Below are 14,698 nucleotides of genomic sequence, written 5' to 3' on the forward strand. Positions count from 1 at the left end.
TACTTGTATAATTATGTATCATAGAAAATATCCTTTTTTGTACAGATTATACCATAGATTCTAAACAGGTTCTTAGATAAATATAAAGGGTGGCATTTTATGAAATCAAGAGGAATTACTCGTAAAGCAGATAGCATGGGGCGTATTGTTATTCCAATGGAAATAAGACGGAGTTTAGGAATTGTAGAAAAAGATTCTCTTGAAATGTTTATAGAAGAGGACCAGATTATTTTACGAAAATATCAATCACCAAGAGCTTGTGCACTTACAGGGGATATTTCAGACAGCAATATTTCGTTAGCGAATGGGAAGATTATTGTAAGTCCAAACGGGATGGAACTGTTAATAAAGAAGTTACAGCAATATCTTTTAAAATAAAAGGTAAGTAAGAAATTTAAAATAGAATATACTTGGAAAAAGGTCCTCTATCACCATTTAGGGGACCTTTTTATTGTTATCAATAAAATTGAGAGGCCGTAGTTGGTTCAATGAAATACGAATTACCTTATAAATAGTCTGACTATTTTTTATAAAAAAACTATTTATTTACATTTTTTGGTTTCGTGTTATATTTTTAGTGTCAATATATTTATCTTGAAAATTCTGATTTTAAACTCAAGAAAACTTTAGAAAATGAAATACTCTTACTTGAATTGAAAATCATATAAACATAGTTTGAAAGTAAAGTATGAAAATGAATCAGATTTTCAAATTAAATTTGCCAATTTAACGGAGATTCGTGGGGGAAATGTGACTAAGAAGAAATCTCTTATACTCCACGTTTTTTATCTGTAAATTGGTAGTTCTAATAGCTTTGAAGAAAAGCAAAGGAGCAAAAAAGAAGTAGGTAGTCATTTAATAGAAGATATGGTGTGAAAAAATAAAACAACGGAGGTTTTATAATGAATAAAGGAACACTGCAGATTACAGAAATCGAAGAAATTAGCATTCCTAATGTATTGAAGGATAAAATGAAGAATCTAATAGACCATGAATTAAAAACTCATAATCCTTATACTTGTGATCAAGAAATAGCTGCAAGCTTTTCAAGAGAGTGGCTTAATTGTTTGATTGATTATTTAAAGAAAACTTCGAATTCAGACATGAAAAAACTACTACATATGATAAAAGTAGCGAATTGTGGTGGGAACGTACCACCTACTCTTATTAAAAATATTCCATGTGATCCTATGGAAACACTATTACCTGGGGAGAATCGCAAAGGTTTTAATTATGGTGAAGACGAAGACGATAGAATGAAAAAATATTTTTATGCAGAATGGGTCACATGGCTTTTCGCCACACTTTTTAATTATGATGCTTTAATTCACCCATCCGAACATGCAGGGAAAAATAGATTTCACCTCATTTCCCCTTTGAACAACGATGAAGTTTTGCGAAATGTCGGTGCAAGCACCGGTGGTGGGAACTTTTATCAACATAACGATGCTACAGTGTATACAGATATGAAAGACCAATCAGATATTGAAGCAAGATTGAAAACATTCAATACGAATTTAGAAATTGTATCAAATAGACTTAATAAATCCGTGGAACGAATAGTGTCTGAAATTACTTGTGGAAAATTTACTAGAGTTGATGCTCTTTTATTAAAAGGAGTGTTAAATTTAAAAACTCAAACTCATATTGGAACGCCAAAATTACTTCAAAAGCATCTTGAAGAAAATCACTTCAGTAAAGATGATATATTGGCGATAAGTAAAATGCCTATTGCTCATATCGCAGGAATGGCGGATGGTGAAATATCTGGATTTGTAGGGGAAATAAACCAAATTATATTTTTGGATGATAATGGTGATATTATTGCAACTTGTTTGAATGGAGCAGAAAATAAATTGATTTATGTGGGAGAAAGTGAAGAAGAAAAATTGAAATTTGACATATTTTTAGAACTCTTACGAACAACGCCCACTTATAAGGTTCCACTTACATCTGAAGATTTATTAATTATCCCAAATTCATACTATGGTAAACAAACAAATGTAACTCATGGTAGGGAAAGGTTATCTGAGGAAGAATATAAAATCCCGATTGGAGATAATAAGTACGGAAGAAGAATTGTTTGCAGGCAGTACGTTTCCAGCCGATTACGTGATCAGAAAGAAAGTTACTTTACAGATATCATTAACTAGTTTAAAGAGAGGAGGGGCGATGGGGAGGTTTGGGTTATAATAGCTCAAGCCTGCCCCTATTCTTTGTATGGATTTTACTATTGAATTACTCATACTACTATTTTTAGTAGCTGTATTAGCAGGATGGATAGATACAATTGCTGGGGGCGGTGGTATGATAACTATCCCGATAATGTTATTAGTAGGTATGTCTCCTTCTGTAGCGATAGCAACTAATAAACTACAAGGGAGTAGCGGAACCCTCATGGCAACAATGATTTTTATTAAGAAGAAAGAAATTAATCTCAAAGATATGCGTTTGTCCATCTTAATGACCTTTTTGGGATCCGTTTTCGGTGGATGGCTTGTTTTACAGATACGGGCAGAATATCTAATCATGATATTACCTTTTTTACTTATTATTATTGGTCTTTATTTTCTATTATCTCCAAATATAGCAAACGAAGATCGACCGAGAAAAATAAGTATGTTGTTGTTTGCGTTAACAGTGGCTCCATTCCTTGGATTTTATGATGGTTTCTTTGGCCCAGGAACAGGTAGTTTAATTGCTTTAGCGTTCATTCTCTTATGTGGATATAGTGCTACACGGGCAACTGCAAATGCTAAGATTTTGAATTTTACAAGTAATTTCGCTGCTTTGTTGTATTTTATTATTTTTGGCCAAATCGATTGGACAATTGGATTGATTATGATGCTTGGTCAAATTATAGGATCATATATTGGGGCGAAGATGGTGCTTACAAAAGGGACGGCATTAATACGACCAATAGTGGTTATTGTTTGCTTTGTCATGGCAATTAAAATTTTTTTACAAAATATAAACTGAATGTAATCAATATATTATTTGGATCAAAGTTTGAGTGTTTTCATGTTCTTATTGCAGTATTACGCTGTTTAAGATGTGTTCAAAATTACACAATTTGACTAGTGTAATGTATTGCGTTATGCTTTTTTTAGTATAAAAGAAAGGCTTGAAGATAATGATTCGTCGTTTGAGAAAGCTAAAAAATGTAGCTGTCGTAGTAAGCTTCTAAGTAAATAGCAAAATATATAATACTTAGAAGCGAGGAATAAAGTTATGAAGTATCCATTATTTAATCATTGGTCAGAAACAAAGTATATAAAAGATATAGTAACAAATCCACTCATTGAAGTGGGAGAGTACTCCTATTATTCAGGCTATTATAGTCATCAAAATTTTGAAGATGGCTGTGTAAGGTATTTGTGGGGGGATGCTAAGTCTCAAGCACTTTTCAATCCAATTGAACAGATGGGATGGCATCTTGATAAACTCATTATTGGGAATTATGTTTGCATTGCAAGTGGAGTAGTCATTTTAATGGGTGGTAACCATAATCATCACTCAGAATGGATTACAGTATATCCATTCGCTGAGCAAATTGAACAATCATATGAACCTAAGGGTGATACAGTCATAAAAAGTGATGCTTGGATTGGAATGAATGCTATAATAATGCCTGGCGTTACTATTGGTGAAGGGGCAATTGTTGCTGCAGGATCTGTCGTAAGTAAAGATGTTCCGCCGTATACAATAGTTGGTGGAAATCCTGCTAAGGAAATAAAGAAACGATTCACTGATACAGAAATAAACATGTTAATGGAAATGCGTTGGTTTGATTGGGATAGGAAATTGATTGAGAAGGCAATTCCGCTGTTATCTAGTCCATCCATCGAACCATTATTTGCTTTTTATAAAAATGAAGTGAAAAATAAATAAATCAGTTAGAAAAACTACATCCAGTATAGGGTGTAGTTTTTTTATTACAAAAAACTAATAGTTTAGACTAAAGAAAATTCATCTCTAATATAAGTCTAGCAAATAGCTGAATTGAGTAATTAAAATCCTTGATAGCTAATAAAGCATTAATGGGCAGTAAGACCCCAACTGATTAAAGTTTCACTTTATTTTTTGTACATGTGGAACAAATGTATTATTTAGATTGTCTATTAATTGTAATCCTAAAAAATATGAAAGTGCGAATCATTTTGAAAAATATAAGGGGATTAAAAATAGGGATATGTGTGGGAATACAAAGTATTAGGGCACCTAAAAGTGTCGGATGAGATGGTCTATATGAAAGCGATCCTAACGTCTAATATGTATATATAATTTGAGAACACTGTCTATTTTTTTGAGATTATGTTAGAATAACGCTTTTTTTGAGTACAAAGATATTGGAGGTAACAGAAGTGAAAGGTATGTTTTGCAAGAGATTTATTGCAATAGTAACAGTGCTTACACTATTTTTTAGCATGTTCGTTACATTTGGAAGAGCAGCAGCGGAAACAGTTTCTGCTATAGACGTTGAAGCGGGATCAGCAATTTTAATAGAAGCAAATTCCGGAAAAATTTTATATAAAAAAAATGCAGATGAATCATTGGCAATTGCTAGTATGACAAAAATGATGAGCGAATACTTAGTTCATGAAGCGGTGGATAAAGGAAAACTTAAATGGGATCAAAAAGTTAAAATCTCTGAATATGCACATAAGATTTCGCAAGATCGCTCATTATCAAACGTTCCATTAGAAAATGGTGGCTCTTATACGGTAAAAGAGTTATATGAGGCAATGGCAATTTACTCTGCAAATGGTGCAACAATTGCTTTAGTTGAAGAGATTGCTAGTGAAGAAGTCAACTTTGTAAAAATGATGAACGATAAGTCGAAAGAGTTTGGAATGAAAGATTATAAATTTGTAAACTCTACGGGCTTAACAAATAACGATTTAAAAGGATATCATCCAGAAGGGACAACTCTAGACGAGAAAAATAAAATGTCTGCAAGAGATTGTGCAATTTTAGCGCAACGTCTTATTCAAGATTTTCCTAAAATATTAGATACAGCAAAAATTCCTAAAAAAACATTCCAAGAGGGTGGTAAATATCCAATTGATATGGCGAACTTTAACTGGATGTTAAAAGGTTTAATTAAGCAATATGAAGGTGTAGATGGTTTGAAAACAGGAACGACTCCAGAAGCGGGAGATTGTTTCACTGGTACAGTAGAAAGAAATGGTATGCGCCTAATTTCTGTAGTGATAAAAGCAAAATCTCATACGGCACGTTTTGATGAAACAAAGAAATTATACGATTATGGATTTGCGAATTTTGAAGTGAAGAATGTCTACAGAAAAGATTCAGTAGTAAAAGGGCATGAAACAGTGCGAGTAGCAAATGCAAAAGACACAGATGTAGTAGTTCAAACGAAGCAAGCTGTTTCACTTCCAATGCCGAAGGGCAATAAAGACATTTATAAAAAAGAATTTAAAGTATTGAATAAAAAACAAGAAGTGCCTATTAAAAAAGGTGTAACAATTAGTAAAATGATTATCTCGCCTAAAGATAATACAGATCCTGGGTTTTTATCAGGTAAATCATTACAAATAGACCTTGTAACAAAATCTAATGTGGAACAAGCAAATTGGTTTACACGTTTTATACGTAAAACAGGATCTATTTTTAGTAGTATGTGGGATAGTGCGATTGATATAGTAAAAAGCTAATTTTATAGGATACAACTAAATGTTTCACTTTATAAAAATTTAATAAAATCTTTTCTTTGTATTAAATATTTTGTTTTAAATTATGTATATAAAGAAATGGAGGTCAAATTAACTTTGTACTGCTTATATTAGGAATTTAAAGAAAGAATATGTACAATTCTCCCACTACATTCTTATAGTGGCCTTTATGAACAGCAAAATTTACAATTTACAAGGAGAACATTTTATGAGTAACAGAATAAAAGAATTAGATTCCATACGAGGGTTAGCGGCACTTACTGTGGTATTTGGACATTTTTGTTTAATGCTACCATCGTTGCCTAATTCTATTAAATTTTCCCCGCTTAGGTTTTTATGGGCGGGTGGGGAAGCTGTTATCGTTTTTTATGTACTAAGTGGTTTTGTGTTATCTATGGCACTTTATCATTCAAAAACAAATTATTGGGGATATTTAATTAAGAGATTTGTAAGAATCTATATTCCTTATTATTTTTGGATAATCGTTACCTTTGTTTTATTTATTTTATTTTCGTCGTATGAAGTGGTAGGATTACGGGATTGGTTCTATGATAGGTGGCAAGGGTCTATAACAAAATTAGATATTCTAAACCACTTTGTGCTTCTTAATAACTTTTTTACGGAAAATTATAATCCAGTTATTTGGTCATTGGCTCAAGAAATGCGTATATCTATTGTGTTTCCTTTGTTATTCCTTCTTTTTTATAAACTGAATTGGAAGAAAACGATACTATTTGCTTTGAGCTTTTCATTAATTAGTGTTGTTCTTAATATGTTGCATATTGGGAAAGCTGAAGGATTTTATAATGGTTATGCTGATACACTGCATTTTACATCTATGTTTATTGTTGGAATGTTACTTTTTAAGTATCAGGAAAAACTTATCTACTCATATAGGAATATGAAAAAATTTAAAAAAGGATTTCTTATTGCATTAGGGGTTATCTTATATTTATATTCCATTTTAATTTATGGTTTTTCCCGTAATGATACAACTTTCTTATTAAAAGATTGGGGTGTCGTAATGGGGGTTAGTATATTTATTATAATGGCTATGAGTAACCTAAAAGTAAAAGCATTTCTAAATAAGAGTGTATTTGTATATTTAGGAGAAATTTCATACAGTATCTATTTGTGTCATTTTCCAATCATGATGGTACTATTTAAACTATTGTATACAAAGATACCTATCTTTTTCCTTCTTACTTTGTGCATTGCAATGACACTACTTTTTTCTATAGTTTCATATCATTTAATCGAAAAGAAATGTATCAACTGGGCAAAACAAAGAACAATAAATTTTTTGAAAAAAGTATAATTTCTAGATAGATTTTATCTCTTTAGTAAATATATGAATATGACCGATTCTTAAGTATACTTAGGAATCGATCAATTTTGGATTCTAAATATAAATATAGTAAAGTGGAATATAATTGAAATCGAAAACCACTTAGAAATAACAATTACGGTGTGAGCTATTGTATAGTATAGATATGGTTAATAATAAAGGGGGAATACATATGTGGAAGCGATTTATAGCAATTGGCGATAGTTTTACAGAGGGGATAGGGGATGAAGTTGAGGGAATTGCATTAAAAAGCTGGGTAGATCATTTTGTTCAACTGTGTGAAAACGATATAGAATATGCCAATTTTGCAAAGCGTGGGTTAGTAACTAAAGAAATTCGTTCGCAGCAATTGGAAAAAGCGCTAACTTTTAATCCAGATTTGGTTAGTCTCATTGCAGGGGCAAACGATGTTTTAAAAGGACGTTGGAATCACGATGCATATAAGAACGATATGGAATTTATGATAGATACATTAAGTAAAGCAGGGGCTGATATTATTATAGCAAACCTTCCAGATTTTACAGTTAGGCTTCCTTTTGCTTCTGAAAAAAAACAAGTAATAAAAGAACAATTATTAGAGGCAAATGAAGTTATACATTCACTGAGCAGAGAGTATAAGCTTCATCATGTTGATTTTTGGAATCATCATTTAGTTAATGATAATACGCTTTGGTCTAAGGATTTAATTCATCCAAACTCAAAAGGATATGTAAAAGTTGCTGAATTAATTTTTAGTAGTTTGCCTGTACAGAAGATAAAATAATAGTTTGCAATTTAAAGAATATGATATTAAGTGTATGAATTTATATTTTTTAGTAAATGGAAAGAACTAAACATTTAGCAAACAAAGCGTATCTACGATATATTTCTACAGTAGTTCATAAATGTAGAATCACAAAGAAAGATCACTTATGGAAATAGGTGGTCTTTAAACATTTTTATAACTAAATTAAAATATATACTGTATTACTAACAATTTCGTACTACATAAAAATTAAGTTCTCTTATAGAAAAACTGATTTTATATTATATTAAAATATAATAACATATTCAAATCATATTTTGGGTATGCATCCTAATTGTGAATAATGTGTAATTTTTTTGAAGTATAAATATCTAATAAATAAAATAGGTAGTAGGTGCAGAAGTATTAATACTTTATTATTCAATTCTGTTATGAGTGCAATTAGTAATTGGTAGTATTATATTTTTATTATCAATTTTAGTTATTGGAATTAATTTGCATAGAAAATATGTAGGATAAGAAAAGATAAATATACTTTATTGTATATTTATCTTTTTGTTTAGTAGGATTTATAGTCTCTTTAAACTATTATGTTAATAAAATTAAAAAACTTAATTCTTAATATCCTTATGGCTAAAGCCATCTATAAAATGCCAATATAACTAAATAATTTTTTGGTATGATTTTTGGATTTTGTTTTTTATCGGAATTTTCTGATTCGAATATTTCAACTTTATGAATATAGTAGGTGAAATATTTGTGTGATAGTATTTGAGATAGAAAAAAGCCAACTTTAAAAAGGATGTGAATTGAATGTGTAAACGACTGTAAAGGGTTATATTAAGGCAACGTTTAGCTGTTATTAGTGTAAGGTAAAGATATATTTTGTAACAGTTGATATAAAAATGAAGAAATAGGTACGCTTTTGTTTGTCTGACTATTTTAAATATATGAAAAATAAGGCTGGTTTGAGTTTTGACGAAGTTAAATTCTAGGTGAGATGTTAATAATAATTAATTAGGTTTAATAAAGGGGTACCTTATACGCAAAAGCGTTTATATTAGTAACTTAAGGAGCTTGCTTTTATGAAAACTACCGATTCAAAAGGCCTATTAGGAAATAGGGTTTATTTACAAGTTTTCTCTGCCTATTCATTGCTTATGCTTGGTGTTTTTATTGATATGTTAGCGATTATGACTATAGTTGGGTTTGAATGGGAAGTAGATCCTACTATGATTGGGTTGATCCCTGTTGCATATGCACTTCCTGGAATTATTTTTGGCTCATGGGCAGGTGTTATTGCGGATCGTTTTAGAAAAATTCCAATTATGATGTTCTGTAACCTAATGGTTGGTCTAATAACAATTGCTCTTTTATTTGTACAAGATATCCACTGGCTCTTAGTGGCATTAATGATTCGTTCCATTTTTATTGTTTTCTATTATCCTGCACAGCAAACACTAACAAGACAGATTGTATCCCCGGACTTGCTTACTAAAGCAGTAAGTATCAACGGAATAGTAGAGCAGGGTACAAAGATAGTAGGCCCACTTATAGGGGGCATGTTGCTGAGCTGGTTTCAACCAGAGTTCTGCCTCATTATAAGAGCTATAAGTTGTTTATTAGCTACCTTGGTTCTGATACCCACAATAAAATTTAAAGAAACTATATCGAAAGAATTTGTTGAAAAGCAAAAACAAAGTACTTGGACCGCTTGGGTACAAGGGTGGGGTTATGTGTTATCTAATCGGATAATATTATCAACCATGATTTTCGTTACAATAGCCATGGCAGTATTACAATTAGTAGACTCACAATTCCCAACTTTATTTAAGAGCTTATTCCCACATGATAAAAGTAAAATGGGATATATCATTTCTATTATTGGTCTTGGAGGAATACTTGGTGCATTACTAACTCAGAAATTAAAACAATTTCAATATGGCTGGGTAGTATGTGGAGGTATGGTTTTAATGGGAATTGGTTTTGGGGGGATTGGTTTGATAACGCCCGGTACGGTCTTCGTTTTAGCCTATTTAATTAGTTTTATCGCTGGTATCGGAAGTGGGCTGATGCTTGTATCTAATCAAGTCATTTTACAAATAGAATCCGATCAAGATCAAGTAGGAAGAGTATTTGGTATACAAAGCAGTTTAACAAACGCAGTTCTAATTATTTCTCCTGCTATGAGTGGTCCATTAGTGCATTTGTTTGGAGTAACTCAACTCTATGTTTATGGAGGGATTGGGCTTGTTATTATTGGAGTAATTGGAGTTTCACTGCAGAAATATTTATGGGCTAAACATAAACACGAACCTATAAGAGCAAATAATTTTTGAAGGGAAGATTTTTATGACCAATGAGGAATGCTATCCATTAAGCCATCCGCAGCGAAGAATATGGTATACAGAAGTCGTTCATTCTGATAAAGGAATATGTAATTTAAGATTTTTATTTAAACTTCATCGAAAAATGAATTATTCAAAATTAAACCAAGTTGTGAATCGCGTTATCAGTGAAAATGACGGTCTGTGCATTAGGTTAAAAGAAAATGGGCATCAGGAACCGAAACAATATTTTACTAAACATGAAGAACAAGAATTTGAGTTTTTTGATTTCAGTAATGTGGAGAATACAAATTTGCTTGAGGAATGGATTGAGCAGAAAACAAAAGAAACGTTTACATTATTTAATTCAAATTTATACTATTTCGCTTTAATAAAATTAAACGATAATGAATGTGCAGTCTTTGGAAATGTTCATCATATTATTATGGATGGTTTATCAATTCAAATATTTACTGAGCAGATTGCAAAATATTATTATGATATGCATAACGAGAATGAGGAGGGTGAAATTAAAAATTCATATGTTCAATTTCTGACCAACGAACAAACATACTTGAATAGTAGTCGCTTTCAAAAAGATCAAAAATTTTGGTTAGAGGAATTTAAAACACTGCCATCTGTGACTGGATTGAAGCCTTATAATACGTACCAAGTTAGTACCAAAGCATCACGTGAGACGTTTATATTAACGGAACATTTGAAGAGAAAGATAGAAAAATTTTCTGAAGATTACAAAATTAGTTTATATACTCTTTTTGTTGCTGCTTTCTCGTTGTCCATGTATCGGTGGACCTCATCGCTTGATATTGGTTTAGGAATGGCTTACGGCAACCGTATGACTAAAATGGAACGAAAATTGATTGGAATGATGGTGAGTACAGTTCCTTTAAGAATGGATATTGATCCAGAAGAAGAAGTACTTTCATTTATTAGTAGAGTGTCCAGAAAACAAAGTAAATCATTAAGACACCAGAAATATCCATTTGATTTGTTATTAAAGCAGATTAATAAAGAGAATAACAGTAATGTGAGACTTTTCGGAACTACGATTGATTATAGGGATCGTGATGAAAGTGGTGACTCACTATGGATTCCAAACCGTGAAGAAGTACAAGATTTTGCAGTGCATATTGAAAATCTAATTGATATAGACTCTTTACATGTACATATTGATTATCGTGAGGAGCTATTTTCTAAGGAAGAGATAGAACGATTCTTTAACGTTATGCTAGTGATACTGGGAAATATTTTTGTAAACCCAAAGCAGAAGGTGGCTGAAATAGAAATCATTTCTGAGGAAGATAAAAGAAAAAGTTTAGTTGAGTTCAACAATCCTAAACTGGATGTCCCACCTCAAGTAACTATTCATGAAATGTTCGAACGGCAAGCGATGATTTATCCAAATTCTATTGCAGTTACGTATGAAAAAGAAAAAATTACTTATAAGGAGCTTAATGAACGTGCAAACCAGTTAGCTCATTATCTGCAGAAAAAGGGAGTAGGACCTGATACTTTAGTTGGACTGTGCGTTGAACGTTCCCACGAGATGATTGTAGGTATTTTAGGGATTTTGAAGGCTGGTGGGGCTTATGTCCCACTTGATCCAACATATCCAGAGCAACGACTTCAATATATTTTAGAAGATGCTAGCATTCAGTTATTCGTAACGCAAGAAAGTTTAAAAAAATTGAACTGGTTACCAGAAAATGTTGAGTCGATTTGCCTGGATCGTGATCAAGATGAGATTGGGAAAGAAAGTAAGTCTTTTCCGGTTTCTAGTGTCGGTCCCCAAAATCTGGCATATGTAATCTATACTTCGGGATCAACGGGAAATCCAAAGGGCGTTATGATAGAGCATCACAATGTTATTCGGCTATTTAAATCGACGGATTGTTGGTATCAGTTTAATGAAAAAGATACTTGGACGCTTTTTCATTCGTATGCATTTGATTTCTCAGTATGGGAAATTTGGGGAGCGTTATTATATGGTGGAAAATTAGTTGTTGTTCCGTACTGGATTAGTCGATCACCTAAGGATTTTTATCAATTATTGGTGGAGGAAGAAGTCACAGTTCTAAATCAGACACCTTCCGCATTTCGACAATTAATACGAGTGTGTGAACAAGAAGATAAGAATAAAAATTTGCAGCTGCGTTACGTAATATTTGGCGGAGAAGCGTTAGAACCTATTAGCTTGTTACCGTGGTTTCAAAGGTATGGAGAGAAAAAACCACAGTTAATTAATATGTATGGAATTACAGAAACTACAGTTCATGTTACATATTATCCAATTACTCTAGATGATGTGCAGCATGCTTCAAGAAGTAATATTGGAAAGCGGATTCCCGATTTAGAAGTGTATATACTTGACGCTTATCAACAACCTGTTCCTATAGGTGTTGATGGTGAACTTTATATTGGTGGAGCAGGATTGGCACGTGGATATTTAAATAGACCTGAATTAACAGCAGAGCGTTTTATATCTCATCCATTTAGTAGTAATTCGAAAGAAAGATTATACCGGACAGGAGACTTAGCTAGGTATTTGCCAGATGGGAATCTAGATTATCGTGGAAGAATTGATCATCAGGTTAAAATACGTGGTTTCAGAATTGAGATTGGGGAAATTGAGTCTACTTTAAATACAAATGCATCTGTAACAGAGGCAGTTGTAATTGTAAGAGAAGATCAGCCGGGTGATAAAAGATTAGTAGCATATGTTGTAGGAGATGGAAATGTAGATGCGTGGAGAGAGTATCTTAAAGCGAAACTACCAAGTTATATGGTTCCTTCGGGATTTGTGGCGATGGAAGCTATTCCACTTACAGCTAACGGTAAAGTTGATCGAGAGGCCTTACCTATGCCAGAGGAAAAGCAGATTAATAGTGAATGTGTTGGCCCTCGGAATAGTAACGAACAGATACTGACTACCATTTGGAAGCGAGTATTAGGTGTTAAAAAGGTGGGAATCTATGATGATTTCTTTGAAATTGGTGGCGACTCGATTCTCAGTATTCAAATCATATCTCAAGCAAGTCAAGTGGGGTTAAAACTTACTCCAAAGCAAATGTTTGAATGCCCAACTATCGCTGAGCTGGCACAAGTGGCTATAGAAACGCAGGGAGTACAAGCGGAGCAGGGAATTGTGATAGGTGATGTGCCTCTTACTCCAATTCAGTGCTGGTTCTTCGAGCAAGAACATCCACATACAGAGCATTGGAATCAATCAATGCTTTTAAGAGTAAAAGAAAGATTGAATGTGAAATTACTAGAGGGAGCGATATTAAATTTACTGAAACATCATGATGCTTTACGTTTCCGGTACGAACAGTTACCAAACGGAACGTGGAGGCAGAGAAATGAAGGGACTGATGAGCTGTCAGTACTCCATGTTGTAAAACGTGATCAAGTTAATGAAAAAGAGTGGAATAAAATAATACAAGAAGAGATGAACATTAATCAAGCTAGTTTCAATTTAGTTACTGGTCCGTTAATGAGAGTAGTGTACTTTGAAGATAACTTGACTGGAAATGATCGAATATTCTGGGTGATTCATCATTTAGTAATAGATGGAGTGTCATGGAGGATTCTATTGGAAGATTTACAGGTGGTATATAACCAGATGAAACAAGGTCAAGAAGTTCGCTTACCTGCGAAAAGTACATCTTTTAAAGAGTGGTCTGAACGACTCCAGACATACAGTGATTCGGGTATTTCAAAAGAAGTACAAAATTATTGGAATGAACAAGTAGAAAAAGAAACGATGAAAATTCCAATGGACTATCCAATACAAGAAACAACAGAAGAATCGATTGATCAAGTGACGAGGACTTTAGGAATAGAAGAAACACAAACATTGTTACACGAAGTTCTAGTCACTCATAAGACAAGGATTGATGAGGTACTATTAACGGCATTAGGACAAGCTATCGTTGATTGTATAAATCAGCAAACCGTTTCTATTCATCTAGAAGGACACGGAAGAGAAGAGATGATTGAAGGTATTGATTTATCAAGGACAGTGGGCTGGTTCACGAGTATTTATCCCGTTCATCTCAATTTTCAAGGAACTCAGACACCTATTGAAGGGTTAAAGGCTGTCAAAGAACAATTACGTCGAATTCCAAATCGCGGAGTTGACTATGGTATTTTACGTTACTTGAATAAAGAAATACTTCCGTTTTATCAGCAAAAGCCTTCGATAAGCTTTAACTATCTGGGCCAATTTGATCAGGTGTTTTCAAAGGAATCTTTGTTTGTGCAAGAGGCAGGGTTTACATTTTTAGATCATGCTCCAGATTCCAAACCATCTCATCTAATTGAAGTTATCGGAATGGTGAAAGATGAAAAGTTACATTTTATTTGGATGTATAGTAGGGAACAGTTTTCTAAATTAAAAATTCAAGTGATAGCAGATGGTATGTTAAGGCATCTCCGTCAACTTATAAATAAACCAACAACAGAGTCTGCTTTTACGGTATCAGATTTTGCTGATGCAGAGGATCTTACGGAAGAAAGCTTAAGCAAAGTATTACTTAAATTAACAAAGAAGAGGGTGTAA

General features: G+C 32.8%; 9 protein-coding genes. All 9 read left to right on the plus strand.

The genetic code is table 11. The features are described from left to right. Positions 1–99: 99 nt before the first annotated feature. Positions 100–378, plus strand: a complete 279-nt coding sequence (locus tag ACQRBL_RS28785; RefSeq protein WP_000842216.1) for an AbrB/MazE/SpoVT family DNA-binding domain-containing protein — start codon at positions 100–102, stop codon at positions 376–378. 524 nt (positions 379–902) lie between these two features. Continuing rightward, positions 903–2,153 carry a hypothetical protein gene (locus ACQRBL_RS28790; RefSeq protein WP_411996065.1) on the plus strand — a complete coding sequence of 417 codons (1,251 nt, stop codon included), beginning with the start codon at positions 903–905 and terminating at the stop codon, positions 2,151–2,153. A 67-nt stretch (positions 2,154–2,220) separates the two neighbouring features. After that, on the plus strand, positions 2,221–2,979 hold the full coding sequence (locus tag ACQRBL_RS28795; RefSeq protein WP_000347983.1) for a TSUP family transporter: 759 nt from the start codon (positions 2,221–2,223) through the stop codon (positions 2,977–2,979). A gap of 252 nt (positions 2,980–3,231) precedes the next feature. Continuing rightward, positions 3,232–3,891: a CatB-related O-acetyltransferase gene (locus ACQRBL_RS28800; protein WP_000876934.1), complete on the plus strand. Its 660-nt coding sequence runs from the start codon at positions 3,232–3,234 to the stop codon at positions 3,889–3,891. A gap of 473 nt (positions 3,892–4,364) precedes the next feature. After that, a complete protein-coding gene (locus tag ACQRBL_RS28805) occupies positions 4,365–5,678 on the plus strand; it encodes a D-alanyl-D-alanine carboxypeptidase family protein (protein WP_411996066.1) in 1,314 nt (437 codons plus the stop codon). 187 nt (positions 5,679–5,865) lie between these two features. Next, positions 5,866–7,014, plus strand: a complete 1,149-nt coding sequence (locus tag ACQRBL_RS28810) for an acyltransferase family protein (RefSeq protein ID WP_003270581.1) — start codon at positions 5,866–5,868, stop codon at positions 7,012–7,014. 202 nt (positions 7,015–7,216) lie between these two features. After that, the gene (locus ACQRBL_RS28815; RefSeq protein WP_023521949.1) at positions 7,217–7,807 is read left to right on the plus strand and encodes an SGNH/GDSL hydrolase family protein; all 591 of its coding nucleotides are present in this window, start codon (positions 7,217–7,219) and stop codon (positions 7,805–7,807) included. Between the two features lie 1,067 nt (positions 7,808–8,874). Continuing rightward, complete coding sequence (locus ACQRBL_RS28820; RefSeq protein ID WP_000858613.1) at positions 8,875–10,128, plus strand: MFS transporter; 1,254 nt, start codon at positions 8,875–8,877, stop codon at positions 10,126–10,128. Between the two features lie 13 nt (positions 10,129–10,141). Further along, entirely contained in the window at positions 10,142–14,698 is a 4,557-nt protein-coding gene (locus tag ACQRBL_RS28825) for an amino acid adenylation domain-containing protein (protein ID WP_411996067.1), read from the plus strand.

The organism is Bacillus sp. AF62, assembly GCF_050312695.1.
In the GTDB taxonomy this organism is placed as follows: domain Bacteria; phylum Bacillota; class Bacilli; order Bacillales; family Bacillaceae_G; genus Bacillus_A; species Bacillus_A cereus.

Bases quoted from the DNA above. Each gene is read 5' to 3' on its own strand.
- ACQRBL_RS28785 (WP_000842216.1), top strand. From the start codon at position 100: ATGAAATCAAGAGGAATTACTCGTAAAGCAGATAGCATGGGGCGTATT.
- ACQRBL_RS28790 (WP_411996065.1), top strand. From the start codon at position 903: ATGAATAAAGGAACACTGCAGATTACAGAAATCGAAGAAATTAGCATT.
- ACQRBL_RS28795 (WP_000347983.1), top strand. From the start codon at position 2,221: ATGGATTTTACTATTGAATTACTCATACTACTATTTTTAGTAGCTGTA.
- ACQRBL_RS28800 (WP_000876934.1), top strand. From the start codon at position 3,232: ATGAAGTATCCATTATTTAATCATTGGTCAGAAACAAAGTATATAAAA.
- ACQRBL_RS28810 (WP_003270581.1), top strand. From the start codon at position 5,866: ATGAACAGCAAAATTTACAATTTACAAGGAGAACATTTTATGAGTAAC.
- ACQRBL_RS28815 (WP_023521949.1), top strand. From the start codon at position 7,217: ATGTGGAAGCGATTTATAGCAATTGGCGATAGTTTTACAGAGGGGATA.
- ACQRBL_RS28820 (WP_000858613.1), top strand. From the start codon at position 8,875: ATGAAAACTACCGATTCAAAAGGCCTATTAGGAAATAGGGTTTATTTA.
- ACQRBL_RS28825 (WP_411996067.1), top strand. From the start codon at position 10,142: ATGACCAATGAGGAATGCTATCCATTAAGCCATCCGCAGCGAAGAATA.